The organism is Ignavibacteriales bacterium (genome assembly GCA_015709675.1).
In the GTDB taxonomy this organism is placed as follows: Bacteria; Bacteroidota; Ignavibacteria; order Ignavibacteriales; family Ignavibacteriaceae; genus H2-BAC3.
Window position 1 is genome coordinate 2,657,402 of record CP054182.1, and the last position, 17,269, is coordinate 2,674,670.

14 protein-coding genes and 1 tRNA gene are annotated in these 17,269 nt (G+C 41.4%); 13 read left to right on the forward strand and 2 right to left on the reverse strand.

The features are described 5' to 3' along the window. From HRU80_10015 to HRU80_10045, 7 genes are all read left to right on the forward strand, one after another. Positions 1 to 1,659 carry a cbb3-type cytochrome c oxidase subunit I gene (locus HRU80_10015; protein QOJ29201.1) on the forward strand — a complete coding sequence of 553 codons (1,659 nt, stop codon included), beginning with the start codon at positions 1 to 3 and terminating at the stop codon, positions 1,657 to 1,659. Next, on the forward strand, positions 1,656 to 2,282 hold the full coding sequence (locus HRU80_10020; GenBank protein ID QOJ29202.1) for a cytochrome c oxidase subunit 3: 627 nt from the start codon (positions 1,656 to 1,658) through the stop codon (positions 2,280 to 2,282). The genes HRU80_10015 and HRU80_10020 overlap by 4 nt, the downstream gene beginning before the upstream one ends. A gap of 7 nt (positions 2,283 to 2,289) precedes the next feature. Beyond that, positions 2,290 to 2,595 (forward strand): cytochrome C oxidase subunit IV family protein, encoded by a 306-nt coding sequence (locus HRU80_10025; protein QOJ29203.1) that lies wholly within the window; start codon positions 2,290 to 2,292, stop codon positions 2,593 to 2,595. A 15-nt stretch (positions 2,596 to 2,610) separates the two neighbouring features. After that, positions 2,611 to 3,243 (forward strand): cytochrome c oxidase subunit II, encoded by a 633-nt coding sequence (gene coxB, locus HRU80_10030; protein ID QOJ29204.1) that lies wholly within the window; start codon positions 2,611 to 2,613, stop codon positions 3,241 to 3,243. A gap of 11 nt (positions 3,244 to 3,254) precedes the next feature. Next, positions 3,255 to 4,121: a protoheme IX farnesyltransferase gene (locus HRU80_10035; protein ID QOJ29205.1), complete on the forward strand. Its 867-nt coding sequence runs from the start codon at positions 3,255 to 3,257 to the stop codon at positions 4,119 to 4,121. Positions 4,122 to 4,143: 22 nt separating this feature from the next. Further along, positions 4,144 to 5,484 carry a c-type cytochrome gene (locus HRU80_10040; protein ID QOJ29206.1) on the forward strand — a complete coding sequence of 447 codons (1,341 nt, stop codon included), beginning with the start codon at positions 4,144 to 4,146 and terminating at the stop codon, positions 5,482 to 5,484. Positions 5,485 to 5,599: 115 nt separating this feature from the next. After that, a tRNA-Ser gene (locus HRU80_10045) sits at positions 5,600 to 5,689 on the forward strand. 59 nt (positions 5,690 to 5,748) lie between these two features. Here the strand turns inward: HRU80_10045 and HRU80_10050 are convergent. Both HRU80_10050 and HRU80_10055 read right to left on the reverse strand, forming a co-directional pair. After that, positions 5,749 to 7,890, reverse strand: a complete 2,142-nt coding sequence (locus HRU80_10050) for a TonB-dependent receptor (GenBank protein ID QOJ29207.1) — start codon at positions 7,888 to 7,890, stop codon at positions 5,749 to 5,751. A 54-nt stretch (positions 7,891 to 7,944) separates the two neighbouring features. Next, positions 7,945 to 8,799 (reverse strand): hypothetical protein, encoded by an 855-nt coding sequence (locus HRU80_10055; protein QOJ29208.1) that lies wholly within the window; start codon positions 8,797 to 8,799, stop codon positions 7,945 to 7,947. Between the two features lie 586 nt (positions 8,800 to 9,385). Between HRU80_10055 and HRU80_10060 the strand changes: the two genes are divergently transcribed. The 6 genes from HRU80_10060 to HRU80_10085 are packed head-to-tail and all read left to right on the forward strand — an operon-like array spanning position 9,386 to position 17,268. Beyond that, positions 9,386 to 10,555: an acyl-CoA dehydrogenase family protein gene (locus HRU80_10060; protein ID QOJ29209.1), complete on the forward strand. Its 1,170-nt coding sequence runs from the start codon at positions 9,386 to 9,388 to the stop codon at positions 10,553 to 10,555. Positions 10,556 to 10,573: 18 nt separating this feature from the next. Continuing rightward, the gene (guaB, locus tag HRU80_10065) at positions 10,574 to 12,049 is read left to right on the forward strand and encodes an IMP dehydrogenase (GenBank protein ID QOJ29210.1); all 1,476 of its coding nucleotides are present in this window, start codon (positions 10,574 to 10,576) and stop codon (positions 12,047 to 12,049) included. Beyond that, positions 12,049 to 13,101 (forward strand): aminopeptidase P family protein, encoded by a 1,053-nt coding sequence (locus HRU80_10070; GenBank protein ID QOJ29211.1) that lies wholly within the window; start codon positions 12,049 to 12,051, stop codon positions 13,099 to 13,101. Before guaB ends, HRU80_10070 begins: the two co-directional genes overlap by 1 nt. Beyond that, positions 13,101 to 14,381, forward strand: a complete 1,281-nt coding sequence (locus HRU80_10075) for a glycosyltransferase (protein QOJ29212.1) — start codon at positions 13,101 to 13,103, stop codon at positions 14,379 to 14,381. The genes HRU80_10070 and HRU80_10075 overlap by 1 nt, the downstream gene beginning before the upstream one ends. Continuing rightward, positions 14,362 to 15,672: a phosphoribosylamine--glycine ligase gene (gene purD / locus HRU80_10080; protein QOJ29213.1), complete on the forward strand. Its 1,311-nt coding sequence runs from the start codon at positions 14,362 to 14,364 to the stop codon at positions 15,670 to 15,672. Before HRU80_10075 ends, purD begins: the two co-directional genes overlap by 20 nt. Continuing rightward, positions 15,673 to 17,268, forward strand: a complete 1,596-nt coding sequence (locus tag HRU80_10085) for a DNA polymerase III subunit alpha (GenBank protein ID QOJ29214.1) — start codon at positions 15,673 to 15,675, stop codon at positions 17,266 to 17,268. The last annotated feature ends 1 nt before the right edge of the window (position 17,269 follow it).

The following is a 17,269-nucleotide window of genomic DNA, read 5'->3' on the forward strand; positions in this document are numbered from 1 at the left end:
ATGTCAACACACTCCTCAATGGTAGATAATTCAGTTAGCTATCTTGAGTATCAAGGTAAACACAAGGGATTGAAGTCCTGGATATTCTCGACCGATCATAAGAGAATAGGCCTGCTTTATCTCATTTCAATGATGTTCTTTTTCTCAATCGGAGTAACCTTCGGTTTTCTGATGAGGCTGGAACTGTTAACACCCGGCAAGACCATCATTGATCCGCAGACGTATAATTCATTTTTTACGCTGCATGGCATTATCATGATATTTCTTTTCATTATTCCCGGATTACCGGCAGTTTTTGGAAACTTTTTTCTGCCTATAATGATAGGAGCGAAAGACGTTTCCTTCCCGAGAATTAACCTGCTGAGCTGGTGGTTATTTGTCATCGGCGGTATTCTCGCGATTATATCTGTTATAATGCCGGGCGGTGCAGTTGACACAGGATGGACCTTTTATGTTCCATACAGCGTAAGAACCGGAACTAATGTGTGGCCTGCTCTTATGGCTGCTTTTATTCTTGGATTTTCTTCAATTCTGACAGGATTAAATTTCGTGACGACGGTTCACCGGCTTAAAGCCCCGGGAATGACCTGGTTCAGACTTCCGCTGTTTATCTGGTCACTGTATTCAACTGCATGGATTCAGATTCTTGCAACTCCGATTATCGGAATCACACTTTTGATGGTGTTCTTTGAAAGAGTTCTCGGCTTTGGTGTGTTTGATCCAACGCTGGGCGGTGACCCGGTACTGTATCAGCATCTTTTCTGGATATATTCACATCCTGCCGTATATATTATGATTCTTCCGGCAATGGGTGTAATCTCAGAAATTATTCCGGTCTTTTCACGCAGAACAATATTTGGTTATAAATTTATCGCATTTTCAAGCGTAGCGATTGCATTGTTCGGCTCACTCGTCTGGGCACATCATATGTTCACCGCCGGAATGAGCTCACCAGCAATGTTTATCTTCTCCTTTTTGACTTTTATCGTCGCAATACCGAGCGCTATAAAAGTTTTCAACTGGGTTTCCACATTGTATAAGGGTTCAATTCAGACAGATCCGCCTCTGTTGTATGCTCTTGCATTCATCTTTTTATTCTCAATCGGCGGTTTTACCGGACTGATTCAGGGTGCGCTTTCGGTGAATATGCACATTCATGATACTTCATTTATTGTTGCACATTTTCACTATGTAATGTTTGGCGGTACCGGTTTTGGAATTTTTGCTGCTTTGCATTATTGGTTCCCGAAAATGTTCGGAAGAAAATATAATATAAAAACGGCAAAAGCAGGTTTCTGGACTTTATTTGTCGGCTTCAATGTTCTTTATTTCCCGATGTTTATCATGGGCTGGCTTGGAATGCCCCGCAGATATTATGACTATCTGCCTGAGTTCCATATTTATCACAGCATATCTACCTATGGTTCCTGGATTCTGATAACCGGACTGATCATTATGTTTGGTAATCTCTATCTAGGATACAAGAGGGGAGAAGTAACTACGGAAGAGAACCCATGGGGAGGAGAAACTTTAGAGTGGCAGACTATGACACCTCCGCCTCTTGAGAATTTTGAGGTGATTCCAGAAGTGTCAGGTGATCCTTATGGATACAAACAGAATGATGAAAATGAACCAGTTAAACTAAAGGAGGCGCATTGAGTTCCACTGAACACACCGCTGCAGCAGCCCACGTACACCGTGATGATGAAGGTGCACGCCTTGGGATGTGGCTATTCCTTTTTACCGAATTACTCTTATTCGGAGGTTTGTTTCTTTTATATTCTGTATACCGGTACCTGAATCAGGATGCTTTTCATCTGGCTGCTAAAGAGTTAAACACTCTTTTCGGTACCTTTAATACGGTCATACTGCTTACGTCGAGTCTTACCATGGCTCTTGCAATAGCTGCAATTCAGAGAGGGAAGAAAACCCTGTCAATAATTCTGCAGTTTGCAACACTTTTTATGGCTCTGGGATTTCTTGTAAATAAGTATTTTGAATGGTCTGCTAAAATTCATCACGGCATTTTCCCTGGGTCGGAAATTCTTCTTGAAAAATCATCAGGAGAAATTCTCTTCTTTGGATTATACTATTCAATGACCGGACTTCACGGATTGCACGTTATCATAGGCATGGCTCTGATCGGTTACATGACCCGTCTTACGATGAACGGAGTAATCAACAAGGACAGTTTTGTAAAACTTGAATCAGCCGGCCTTTACTGGCATCTGGTAGATTTAATCTGGATTTTCCTTTTCCCGTTATTTTATTTAATAACCTGAGTTTATAATGAGTGGCGATCACAATTCACATCATCATGAAGAAAAGCACGTAACCAGCTATTCGACCTATTTTTTCGTCTGGTTCGCGCTACTTATGCTTACAGTAATTACTGTTGCGGTTGCTGGAATAAATTTTGGCAATCTGACTGTAGCAACCGCGCTTTTTGTTGCTTCAGTTAAGTCATATCTGGTGCTGACGATATTCATGCATCTTAAAGCAGAAAGCAAAATCTTTAAGGGTTTTGTGGGCGTTGCCATGTTCTTTCTGCTAATATCACTTATTCTTTTGTTTTCAGATTACTCTTTTTTATAAAAAGGCAAACAGCAGATGTTTTCAGCTAGTAATTATGTTGATAAAGTAGATTTTGCATTTTTCTTTATCACAGCAATATCTTTCGCATTGCTGATTTTAATAACCATTCTGATGATATACTTTGTATTTAAGTATAACAGAAAGAAGGGTGTAAAACCGGTTAATATACACGGCAATACGACTCTTGAAATTGTGTGGACGGCTATACCGGTTCTGCTGGTTATTCCAATGTTTTATTATGGCTGGGTCGGCTTCGTCGAGGGAAATAATCCTCCTAAGGATGCTATCCCGGTTAAAGCCACAGCACAGATGTGGAAATGGACCTTTGAATATCCTAACGGAGTTAAAACTGACACAATGTATGTGCCTCAGAACAGACCGGTTAAGGTAGATCTTGTTTCCATAGATGTAAATCACGCTTTTTTTGTACCGGCATTCAGAATTAAAAGAGACGTAGTTCCTAACAGGACAAATATGGTATGGTTCACTTCAGAAAATACCGGTTCTTTTGATGTAGCCTGCGCTGAATACTGCGGGTTGAACCATGCTTATATGTACACAAAGGTTGTGGTTCTTAAAGAATCCGATTACGCAGACTGGCTTAAAGTGCAGACTGATAAAATGAATGCCGCGGCAGTAACTCAATAGAAGCGACTGAATTGAAAAAGAAGATTTCAGCAATACTCGAATTATTCAAAATCCGGATAACCCTTTTTGTGGCTATTACGACCGGTTTTGGATATCTGCTCTTTAAAGGGAGCTTCGACAGCGGTATGGCTGTTTCTTCTATTGGTATTCTGCTTCTTGCATTCTCTTCTGCAGCCCTGAATCATATTCAGGAACGGAAGACAGATGCTCTGATGAATCGTACGAAATCGAGGCCCTTGCCGTCAGGGAGACTAAAGACCTGGGAAGCGCTGATATATTCATCAGCTGCATTTATCGCGGGTACGGTTTTGCTGCTGCTATATTTTAATCCGCTTGCGTATATAGCCGGGCTTACCTGTCTGATCTGGTATAATCTTATTTATACACCTATGAAAAAGTTAAATTCGCTGGCAATCATACCAGGGTCAGTTATTGGTGCTTTGCCGCCGGTGGCAGGCTGGCTTGCGGCAGGGGGCGGAATTCTTGATCCGCAGGTTCTGCTGATCGCATTTTTCTTTTTCATCTGGCAGATTCCTCATTTCTGGCTTCTGCTGCTGATTTTTAATAATGATTATGAACAGGCTGGATTTCCAACACTTATAGGAATGTTTAATGATAAACAGCTTGCCAGAATTACATTTATCTGGACAGCAGTTACTGCATTGACCCTGTTGTTGTTTCCAGTCTTTAAGGTTACGGCAATTTCATTTTTTTCATTCACACTGCCTGCACTCGCCATCTGGCTTTTGGTTAGTGCAAGTGCCTTGCTGAAGAATGATCTGAGCCGTCTTTCCTTTAATCTGATTTTCCGGAGAATAAATTATTTTGCTCTTCTGGCAATCGTATTTATTTCTATAGATAAAATTTTATTAAGTTAATTTGAACAGAGGATAGTCGTAAATGAATTTTTTCGACAATTTAGTATTACCGCAGTCAACAGAGCATATCATACTTCTGCATTATCTGGCGATTATGCTTCAGTTTTTATTCCTCCCATTCTTCAGTCTTTTGATTGCTGGTACAGTTCTTTCAATTTATCATAAGAACAAGGCCCGTAAAACAGGAGATGCACGGTATCTCCGTTTTGCCTCTGAAATAATTGAAATTGCAGCAATGAATAAAAGTATGGGTATTATTCTCGGAATAGTACCTGTTGCCGCATTAATCATGATCTATGCTCAGCTGCTTCATACAATGGAGGTTGGCACTGTTACATACCTGCTCATTTCTCTGGTTTTTCTGACCTGTGCAGTGATTGCGATTTACTCATATCGTTACGCATTCAAGTACTCAAATCTCTTTGCAAAGCTTTCTGAATCAGGTGTAAGCGGTGAAGCATCTGATAAACTGAAGGAAGCTGACAGTAATGTAAAAAAACTTAACTCTCAGGCAGGCAAATGGGGTGTGCTCCTGCTTTTGGCTGGAACTTATTTCCTTACAGCAGCTTTATACATCGCTGGTCATCCTGACTACTGGAATGAAAACAGTAACTGGGTAGCAATTATTTCTTCAACCGGAATTTATCTGAAATGGCTGCAGCTTTTAAGTTTTGCTTTTACCATAACTGCAGCTGTCATGTTGTTTGTCTATTTCTTTTGGGAGGGAGGAAGACTTAAGAATGATGCTGAATATGGTGATTTTGTAAAAGGGAAGCTTTTCAGAATTCTTTTTATCTCCGGCATTTTACAGCCTTTGTTTATTACCGGTGTTTTTGTTTCATATCCCGCAAGCGCTCTTTCTAATCTTGTATTTCTGTTTGTGATAATAATGCTTTTTGCATTTTTTGCCGCGTTTCATCTTCTTTACGATATGTATAAGAACGGACATCTGAAACATACCGTTTCCCTGATGGCTCTGCTCTTTGTATCGCTCTATTCAGGAGCAATTGCTGAACAGTTCTCAGTAAAAAATTCTACCGTAAAAAACTCAGTTCTGATGAATGTTGTGTTTGAAGAATCAGTAAAAAATCTTGAAAAGCTTACTGCTTCGGCAGCAGGACTGACAGGTGAAGAGATTTTTACGCAAAAATGCAGCGCCTGCCACAAGTACGATCAGAAAGTAGTGGGACCGGCATATAATGATGTACTGCCAAAATATGAGGGAAAAATGGCAGAACTGGTTGAATTTGTAAAGAACCCGGTTAAGGTTGACCCTGCGTATCCGCCAATGCCCAACCAGGGTTTGAAGCCGCAGGAGGCAAAAGCCATAGCCAAATACATCATGGAAAATTATAAAAAGTAATCAAAAAGCCGTCGAAAGACGGCTTTTTTGCAGCTGCTTATGGAGAAAATGTTGGGAGAATCTTGATAAAATCCCCCGGATTAGGTATATTTAAAGTCTTAAATTTTCAGCTAACGGAGAGATGGGTGAGTGGCTGAAACCAACGGTTTGCTAAACCGTCGTAGGGTGTAAAGCTCTACCGAGGGTTCGAATCCCTCTCTCTCCGCACAAATTAACCCTGCCTGATCGGCAGGGTTTTTTGTTTTAAATTAATGAACTGACGGCCTAAAAATAAAGTCTGTATATAAATTTAAGATTAACACCACTCTCCGGTAAAATTACTTTAATTCTTGAGAGGTGATTTCTGTACTCTTTATTGAAGATGTTTTCGACATTCAGACTTACATTATGAATAAAATATTCCGAAATCAACGAGTATTGGGTAAAAACATTATGCACACCATAGCCTGCAGTCGGTTGTTCAAAATTGTCAGTTCTCTTCTGCGCGGTACCAAATTCACTCTGCCATCCGAGAGTAAAATTATTAATTGAGTAATTGACACTCGTTATATTTCTTAACGGGGGAATAGCCGGTAATGGCGAACCATCAGAAAATTCACCACGGGTATAACTGAAAGAAGAAGAGATCCTTATGTTCTCACTTATATCCAAATCAATTTCAGATTCAATTCCGGTTAATAGTGCTTTGGCTCCAGTAGTTTCATAGACGGGAAGGAGAGTTGCAAAATTTAATCTTCCGCTGTTCCGGGGAATGATAAAGTTATCATAAGGATTGTAAAAGAGATTCAGACTGAATGAAAATCCGGATAATTTCAGGATTCCAAATAATTCTGCTCCATAACCTAATTCAGCAGTGAGAGCCGGATTTCCGGTTTCGTAGGAATACGCAGCCAGATGAGGGCCTGCTGAATAAAGTTCTTCAGTTGAAGGGAGACGGGTTGTGCGGCTGAGATTTACACCGAGAGAAACTTTATTTGTTAATTCTCTTAATAACGAAACTGAAAAACTATATAGATTGAAATTACGGTTTACAATATACCGGTTGTTAAAACTTTGTGTTGATTTTCTTGGGAAAAAATCACCATAGGTATATCTTAATGATGCCTCTAAGAAATACTTTCCAAAATCCTTACTTTGATAAAAATACAAAGCAGCATTCCGGGAAACGGTGTGCGGAGTAAATACAAACCCACCGATATTAAAGTCTCTGTACTCAAACGATATTCCGGCAGATCCATTATCAAAAAAAGAAAAATGATTCATAAGCAGATCAAGAGAACCTGTATAATGAAATATGCCAAATTCTGCTCCGGTTAGACCATTTGACTCTTTTTCTGTCTGTGAAAAGTAGTTTCTGCTCAGGCGGAGGGTCACTGAAGGGAAATGATGTGACGGGAGATCTACATGCAAGAGTCCGGTGTATTCTCTCTTGAACATTCTGATATTTACGCCGTTAGGATGTGCCCCTGTGAAACCACCTGGTACACCATAATCAAGTGAAAAATTTCTTACGGCAGCACCTGTATATCCATTAGAAAAACGGTAGGAGAGCGAGCCGCTGAGATTTGATAGTCCCAGTCCGGAATTCTTAAGAACTCCCGTTCGGGTAGAAACGTCACTTGAACTTCTTCTTCCAAACTCGAAGCGCCCTAGAAAATTGCCATAGGGAATCTTCAAAACTCCGGCTCCTAAAGCTCCATTATTTACGGTTTCATAATACGATCCCAGAAGACCGCTGATGCTGGAAGGGAAATTATCAGTGATTTCATTCCTGACGGCATTAACCACTCCTCCGGTTGCTGATGAACTATGAATTAATACAGATGGTCCTCTTGTTACTTCAATCCTGTCCACAGTAAACGGATCAAGTGATACCGCATGATCAGCTGAAGTTGCTGAAAGGTCGATCGTGGAAAAGCCGTCAGCTTTGATTACCACTCTGTCACCGCCAAGCCCTCTGATAACCGGACGGGAAGGAGCAGGACCCATAGAACGCATTGAAAGTCCCGTTTCATTTTTTAGCGTTGATGCTATGGTTGAACCCATCATTCTTTCTAGCTCTTTGCCTCGCAAGACTTCAGAGAATGAATGTAGGTCTTCATGAGTTGAATTTTTATGCTGACCGGATACAATAATCGTTTCTGTGTTAAAGGCTGCGGGTGTCAGATGAATAATTACATTCTTCCTGATACTGTCCGAATGAGCGAAATGCATTTTAACAGGTTTATAACCAATGTGATATACTTCAAACTCACATCCCGGACTGGGGAAAACAACTATTGAAAAATGACCATTTTTGTCAGATGTGGTATAAGAATCAGTTGCACTTGCTTTAACGATTGCGTAGGGCACCGGGTAATCATTCGTTATATCAAGAATGATTCCGTTTATGGTATCTCTCTGCACCTCAGCCGGGTGCAGAGAGTAAACCGAAATAATTAAGAGACAAAAGAGGAACAATTAGTTGACCACAGTCACGGGTAAAGCAGGTGATATATATTCTTCTTCCGAGCCTACGAGTACTTTAAGCCTGAACGAAGTTGCTCCGGCATTTTTTCCGCGGATTTTTATAACCCATGGCTCACCAGCTTCGGGAAGTACTTCTATTATGTTCCCATCAGTTACGCTTATTCCTAATGTATGTAATGGATGCTCCGGCTGAAAATACCTTCCGTTTTCATCAACAAATTCAATTTTTATATGTTCGGAAAGAGAATCCTTTCTTATCTCAAACGAACCTGTAACAGCAGCACCTGATGCTGAGAAAATGATGCCTGATCCATCCTCATAAGAAAGCCTGAGGCCGACCGGTTCTCCATGAGCAGATGTATCCTCAACAACTACAACAGGAATTTTGGGAGTTTTAACATCAGCATGATTACTGTGCACTACCTGAAGTTCAACGGTAGTAGCGCTGAGTTTTTTACCCTTCAGGTGAAAGGCCCAGTCTGTAGGAGAATCCTTAACATAACCGGCAACAGAGGTATCAGTTATCACAACTCCTAAAGAATAACCTGTGCCGGACGGCTGATTGATAATCTCCTTATTAGCATTAAGGAATTTTACGGAATAGTGATCTGACAATGCATTGAGAGGAGCTTTAAATATTGTATCTACAGCTGTTCCGTTCCAGGTACTCTGTATTACACCCTGAAAAACTACCAGAACCGGTTTAAGTGTTGCGTCTCTTATCAGCCATCCTTCCGGCTCAAAATGCTCTTCAGGAGGAGTGACAGGGTTGGTTTCATCTGAACATCCATTAAACAGTGCTGCACTTAATAACAGAAAGAGTAATATAAATTTATTGAATTTCATAAGGTGACTTTCCTAAAATTATAAATAATATTAATAGTATTATTTGCCGGACGGTTTAGCCGCTGGCAAAAGTAAATAATAATTAAATGATTTTAAGAAAGAGCAGGGGGAGCCCGGAGTGAGACGGACGTTAGATTCGGAAATAAAAATGTCTGTGACGGATATTCAAAAACCTGATTTTCTGCTGGGAAAAGAGGAGCAACCGGAATACCCTGACTGGAATAATATACTGACAGATTCTGGCTGACACGGGGCAGCTGACAATTGCTTAAATCAGAATATGAACCATGACTGCCTGATTCATTTTTTTCATAAAACGCCGCAGTAGCATGAATATTAATGCTGTGAAAATGGAGCGCACTAAAGGAAAGCAGAAGTGCATGTCCAATCAGCAGAATATAAATGACCGGGGTTTTACTCAGTTTTTGAAAATTCATCCCGCAAATATCGGTAAGCGCAGTAAACCTGACAAGGTAAAATAAAAAATCCTGTTTCACCCCCGTTATCGTCGTTTTACCCCCTGCTTACCGGTTGTTTATCAGTCCCCAGAATGATAAGTTTGGAGATTAAAATTTTTGGAGCTTGAATGCAGAATTATACGGGTGTTGATTATTTCAACATGGATGAGTTACTTTCAGAAGATGAAATTATGGTCAGAGATTCGGTCAGGGATTTTGTTTCTGCCGAGGTTATCCCCATCATTGAAGAATACAACAGAGAATCAAAATTTCCGCACCACCTTATCCCCAAAATGGCCGAATTAGGTCTCTTTGGTATTACACTGCCACAGAAATACGGCTGTGCAGGTATGAACAGTGTAGTCTACGGACTTGCTATGCAGGAACTGGAAAGAGGGGATAGCGGCATCAGAAGTTTTGTATCGGTACAAAGTTCTTTAGTAATGTATCCGATCTATACCTTCGGCAGCGAGGAACAGAAGGATTTCTGGCTTCCGAAACTGGCTACCGGTGAGAAAATCGGCTGTTTTGGGCTTACCGAGCCGGATTTTGGCTCAAACCCTGGCGGAATGATAACCAAAGCTGAAAAAGTTGACGGCGGCTATCTGTTAAACGGCGCCAAAATGTGGATTACCAACGGTACTATTGCCGATGTTGCCGTTGTCTGGGCAAAACTTGACGGCAAAGTTAAAGGATTCCTTGTCGAAAAAGGGACAAAGGGATTTACCGCCCCTGAGATGAAAGGTAAACACTCCCTTCGCGCTTCTGTAACCTCAGAATTGATTTTTGATAATGTTTTTATCCCTGAAAGCAACCTGCTTCCGAATAGTGACGGACTTAAAAGCCCCCTCATGTGCCTGAACCAGGCGCGTTACGGCATTGCATGGGGTGTGGTTGGTTCTATGATGGCTTGTTATGACTCAGCCCTGAACTACGCAAAAAGCCGGGTTCAGTTCGGTAAACCGATTGCCGGATTCCAGATGACCCAGGAAAAACTGGTATTCTTCCTTACTGAAATCACCAAAGCACAGCTTCTTAACCTTCAGTTAGGACGGCTGAAAGACAGCGGAAAACTGAGATTCCAGCATGTGAGTATGGCAAAAAGAAATAACTGTGAAATGGCTTTAACCATCGCAAGAATGTCCCGTGAAATACTTGGTGCAAACGGAATTCTTGATGAGTATCCGGTAATGAGACATGCGGCTAATCTTGAGTCAGTAAAAACCTACGAAGGTACTCATGAGATGCATACGCTCATCATCGGAGAAGATATAACCGGAATGCCGGCTTTTAACTGATAAGAAAGATTAATTTCCGTGAAAAGCAAAAAGCAAGACAAAATACTTTACGAAGGTATAACCTTTGATGATATACTACTACTGCCGGGCAAGTCATCCGTGCTCCCGAGGGAAACGGATATATCAACCCGCTTTTCACGGAATATCCGGATAAACTCACCATTTATCTCTGCTGCCATGGATACGGTAACTGAATCCTCGATGGCGATTGCAATGGCGCGTGAAGGCGGTATTGGTATTCTTCATAAAAACATGAGCATAGAAAATCAGCGCTCTGAGGTTGATAAGGTTAAACGTTCTGAAAGCGGAATGATACTTAACCCGGTCACGCTAAAAGGTGATGATACAATAGGTTATGCACTTGAGCTTATGAGGAAATATACCATTTCTGGCATTCCTGTTATTGATGATCAGAATACACTGATTGGTATTCTTACCAACAGAGACCTCAGATTCAAACCGGATTTGAGCAGAAAAGTTTATGAGTTAATGACTTCTCAAAATCTTATTACTGCTCCGGTTGGTACTACCCTGGAGGGAGCAGAAGAGATATTACAGGAGCACAAAATTGAAAAGCTCCCTGTTGTTGACCGTAACTTAAAACTTAAAGGGTTAATCACTTTTAAAGATATACAAAAAAAGAAGCGGTTCCCTTATGCATCAAAGGATGGCCACGGTCGTCTGAGAGTGGGAGCAGCAGTGGGTATTACTGCTGATACTGTTGACCGTGTAAATGCATTGGTTGAAGTAGGTGTTGATGCAATTGTGGTGGACACTGCTCACGGACACAGTGAGGGCGTTCTTAAAATGGTAAAACACCTGCGCAAAAAGTTTAAGGATATAGACCTGATTGCAGGAAATATCGCAACCTACGAGGCAGCGGTTGACCTCATTAAATGTGGGGTTGATGCGGTAAAAGTTGGTATTGGCCCTGGTTCGATTTGCACCACCAGAATCATTGCAGGAATTGGCGTTCCGCAGATTTCAGCAATCATGGAAGTAAGAAAAGCCACTGAAAAAAAGGATATACCGCTCATTGCAGACGGCGGAATTAAATTCACCGGTGATGTTGCTAAAGCCATTGCCGCCGGTGCCGACTCAGTTATGATTGGCGGCCTCTTTGCCGGAGTAGATGAAAGTCCGGGTGAGAAAATTCTCTATGAAGGACGCAGCTTTAAACTCTACCGCGGCATGGGCTCCATGGAAGCAATGAAAAGCGGAAGCAAAGACCGCTATTTTCAGGACGCGGAAGATGACATAGCAAAACTGGTTCCTGAAGGCGTTGAAGGAAGAGTGCCTTATAAAGGACCACTTTCAGAAACCATATATCAACTGCAGGGAGGTCTGCGTGCCGCAATGGGATACTGCGGCGCAAAAAATATAAAAGAGCTTCAGACAAAAACATCTTTTGTTAAGATTACAGCAGCAGGACTTAAAGAGTCTCACCCGCATGATGTTTTTATAACCAAAGAAGCTCCCAACTATCATCTCTGATGAACGCTGAATATTTTCTTGACAGGGGAAAGGAATTAGTACGCCTGCTTAAAAGCAGAAAAGTGCATTCTTTTCTCTCAAAAAACCCTTCATTAATTTTTCACCTTACCGGTCTGCATGAAACCCCTGGCTATCTGCTTGTATTAAATGGTGAAGTAAGGTTCGTAACTGATCGCAGATTCCAGAAGGAAGCTGCGGAAATTAAACATTTTATTTCTTCTGACATATTCACCAATTCAATAGTTACCTATCTGAAGCCGCTCAGAAAGGAATTTAAACAGCCAGCTATCGAATACGGAAGAGTAACTCATGCTGAGTATCTCAGTTTATCTGAAAGTTTAAAATGCACGTTTACTGATGCGGGGGATGCGGTTAATCAATTCCTCTCTGTAACTGACGGACTTCAGCTTGATTCATTTATACGCGCGGCAGATGTAACAAGTGAGTTGTTCAATTATTGCAAGAAGGTATTTGATGAAAACCTGGCAATTACTGAAAAAGAACTTGCCTATGAGCTACAAAGCATACTTGTCAGGAATGCCGCGCAAAAATATTCATTTGAGCCGATTATAGCTGCTGATGAAAATTCTGCAAAGCCGCATCATACTCCTTCTGACAGAAATATACAAGACTGCAAAGTGCTTCTTGTTGATCTCGGTGTGATTTATTCCGGTATATGTTCAGATGTAACCAGAACGTATATAAGAAACCATCCTAAAGCCGGACGAATAGAAAAAATAGTTCACAACGGCTTTAAGCGTGTTTTGGGCAAAGTAAATGCAGGCGTTAAGGTAAGTGAACTTGCACAGATGTGGAAAGCAGAACTTGAGAAAGTGAATATGACACATAACTTTACCCATGCCCTGGGGCACGGTCTTGGATATGAAGTTCACCAGATTCCACGAATCAGTGAATATTCTAAAGAAACTTTAAAAGAAAACCAGATCATTACCCTTGAACCCGCGTTGTATTTCGAAAATGAATTCGGCTACCGCTATGAGTGTGATATTCTGGTTACAAAAGATTCAGGGATAAATTTAACAGTATTCTGATGTTTAATGTATTAGTACTAGCATATTATTTTCCGCCGCTTGGTTTAAGCGGGGTTCAAAGAACTCTCAAGTTCGTGAAATATCTTCCGGTAAATGGCTGGAAACCGACAGTGGTAACCTGCGAACCGGGAGCTTATTATGCGTTTGATGAGACCCTGCTTGATGATCTTAAAGAGAAGGATGTGGAAATCCACAGGGTAAAAGGGAAAGAGATAAATTCCCGTATGAGAAAAAAGGGGGTGGTAGAAATGCCTCCTGAATTTATCAGAAAGACCCTCAAGTTTATCAGCAGTATATTTTATGTGACTGATAATAAAAAATCCTGGTCGGTGCAGGCATATCAATACTGCCGTAAAATGATGTCAGAGTATAAATATGACCTGATATTCATCAGCGGTCCGCCGTTTTCCATGTTTGAGTATGCCGCTCTGCTTAAAACCGAGTTTGATGTTCCGCTGATCATTGATTACCGTGACCTCTGGCTTGGCAACCACTTTGCTATATATCCAACTCCGCTTCATAAATCGCTTAACAGGAAAAAGGAATATGAAGTGTTGAAATCAGCGGATAAGATTATTGTGACGAACAGAAAAATAAAAGAACGGCTGATGGAATACTATCAGTTTCTTAAGTTTCCTGATGTTACCATATTGCCTCACGGTTATGATCCTGAGGATTTTAATAATAACCCGCAGAATATAACTCTTGAAAAAGGGTATTTCCATCTGACATATTCCGGCATATTTTACGAACATATCACGCCGAAATATTTTCTTGAAGCATTCCGGATGATTGCGGATGAAAAACCGGAAGCAGCTAAAAAAATGAAGCTTCATTTCGCCGGAATACTCCGTAAAGAAAACCGCAAATTGATAACCAGACTTGGCCTGAGTGAATATGTTGTTGAGCATGGCTATCTGAACCATACTGACGCAGTCGGGATTCTTAAATCAAGTTCAGCACTCTGGTTCATGGTTGGGGAAGGCAAAAACAGTGATACTATTTCAAGCGGAAAAATGTTTGAATATATCGGTTCCGGAAAACCAATTCTTGCATGTCTGGCTGATGGTGCATTAAAATCAACGTTACAGGAGTATAATGCTGCTGTGATCGTACCGCCGGCTGATGTGCTGGCTATTAAAAATGCAATTCTATCATTGTACGCTGATTTCCAGAAATCATCGCTGTCTGAGGGAAGCACAGAGTTCCGTGATAAGTTTCGAAGAGATTACCTCACTGATATATTAGCAAAGGAGTTTAATGCAGCATTACGAGTCTGAAAGCGCAATACTCATCATTGGCTCTGGAGCGCGTGAGCATGCATTAGCCAGAAGGATTAAAGAGGGTAAGCCGGAAAGAATAATCTATTTCCTCCCCGGTAACGGCGGTACTGAAGACACAGGCACCAATTTAACCAGCATCTCTTCCTCTGATTTTAACGCAATTCATCAGTTCATCATTGATAAAAAGATTGAACTTGTTGTAATAGGACCTGAAAAGCCGCTGGTGGACGGGCTTTCAGACTTTCTCCGTGAAAAAGGAATTCCCGTTTTTGGTCCTTCAAAAGAAGCCGCAAAAATAGAATCTGATAAAAGTTTTGCTAAAAAACTGATGATACGGGCCGGTGTTCCGACTGCTTTCTTCAGAGAGTTCACCCGGTCTGAATGGAAAGAAGCAGAGGAATATATAGGACAACATTCCATGCCTGTGGTGATCAAGGCATCAGGTCTTGCAGCAGGCAAGGGTGTAATTATTGCAGAAACAACAGCAGAAGCAAATGCGGCTATTAAAGATATATTTGAGAAGAACATCTTTGGTAAGGCCGGTGATACGATTGTTATCGAAGAGTTTATGGAGGGGGAAGAAGCATCAGTTTTCGCTATTACTGATGGTCAGTCATTTGTATTACTCCCGCCCGCTCAGGATCATAAAAGAATCGGGGATAATGATACCGGTAAAAATACCGGCGGTATGGGTGCTTATGCTCCGGCACCGCTCGTTAATGATTCAATGATGCAGATTATTGGTGAAAAAATTATCAAACCCGTGCTGTATCAGATGCTTATTGAAGGTTATCCTTTCAGCGGTTGTCTTTATGCTGGTCTGATGCTTACGGAGAGCGGTCCCAAAGTTGTTGAATTTAACTGTCGTTTTGGTGACCCTGAAACCCAGGCGGTAATGGAAGTTATAGAAGGGGATTTTCTTAAACTCCTGAGTGATTCAGCCAAGGGTAAGGTTGAGCAAGAAACCGTCCGGCATAACGGAAAATGTGCGGTGACGGTTGTAACTGGCTCTGCAGGATATCCTGACTCATTTGAAACTGGTTTTGAAATCTCGGGGCTGAACGAAATTCCTGACAAAGTATCAATATATCACGCCGGTACGAAATCTGCTGATGGTAAAATTATCACCAGCGGAGGCAGAGTCTTAAGCGTGACCGGAGTTTCTGAAAAGGGCTCTCTGGCCGAAGCTATATACACAGCATATTCAGCAGTTCAGAAAATATCCTATCAAAACATCTATTATCGTAAGGATATCGGGGGAAAAGGATTGAAATACAGCGGGGATTAAATGATACCGCTCAGGATACACACCCACCACTCTCTGCTGCGCTCCGCGGTAGCAGTAAAATCACTTGTTGAAAAGGCAGCGGAATATAAACTTTCCGCGCTTGCAATTACTGATTATAATTCCATGGCCGGCTTTGTTCAGTTGGCCAAGGCCTGCAAAGAAAACAACATCAAGCCGATTTACGGAGTATATCTTGATGACCCGCAGAAACCGGAGCAGTATATCTGCCTGCTTGCCAAAAACAGGGAAGGGTATAATGATATATGCCGCCTGATTACCTCCAGAAAACTGCAGACAGATTTTTCACTTGGTGCATCAATCAGGGGGCTCTCTTCTAACCTTTTTGCGTTCAGTGCTTCTCCTGAAATAGTTGAAAGCCAGAATAATAATCCCTTTTTTTTTGTTGAGCTGATTGATTCTGTCTATTATAAAAAGCAGAACAAAATTCTGTTTGATTATTGCGAAAAACATCAGCTCAGATATATTGTTTCACCTTCAGTATATTTTTTGCGGAAAGATGATTTTATTCTCTACCAGGTTCTTAATGCAATGCGCATCAAAGGTACGGTTGAAAATCTTGAACCGGAATATCAGCATAATGATCTCTGGCTGAAAAATCCTTCTGATGTTGAGAAACGGTGGCAGAAGATAACAGGTGCATCTGAAAATACTGAACTGATAGCAGAGCAGTGTTCTGTTGATATAGAACTGGGGAAATATAAATTCCCGGAATTTCAGCTTCCCGATGGGGAAGATGCCTATTCAAAACTTTATGGCATTTGTTCAGCCGGACTGAGCAAAAGAAAAACCATTGACCGCCAGAAGGCAAATGAACGGCTGCTTTATGAACTGAGTGTAATAAAAGACCTGAAATTTCTTGATTATTTTCTTGTTGTTTGGGATATCATTGAGTCGGCCAAAAAGCGCGGAATGTATTTTATTGGCCGTGGTTCTGCGGCTAACAGTATCGTTTCTTATGCTATGGGGCTTACAGGAGTTGACCCTCTTGAGCATGATCTTTATTTTGAAAGGTTTCTTAATAGGGGTCGGCTCTCTCCGCCTGATATAGATATTGATTTTTCCTGGAAGGAGCGGGATGAAATCATAAAGTATGTATTTAAGAAGTACGGGTACGAAAAAACCGCGATGATCTGCACTACGGTTACATTCCGCGGCCGTTCAGCATTCCGTGAAGTTGCAAAGGTATATGGATTTTCTGACAGGGAAATCTCAAAATTCAGTAAATTTATACCCTGGACTTCAGCCGCTAATTTACCAGAGATTCATAACTTGTATCCCGAATCAAGAAATCTTCCATTTGACAAAGAACCCTGGAAATCAATCGTTCTGCTTGCCTCGCAGCTTGGCGGTTACCCGAGGCATTTAAGCATACATCCGGGGGGTATTGTTATTGCGCCTGACAGAATTACCAATCATGTTGCGCTCGACTACGCACAGAATAAAGGACTGGGGCTTGTTGTTACGCAGACTGATATGTACAGCATTGAAGATCTCGGACTGGTAAAAATTGACCTTCTCAGCCAGCGCTCACTCGGCGTGCTTAAAACAACACTGACTATGCTTAACGAAGAATAAC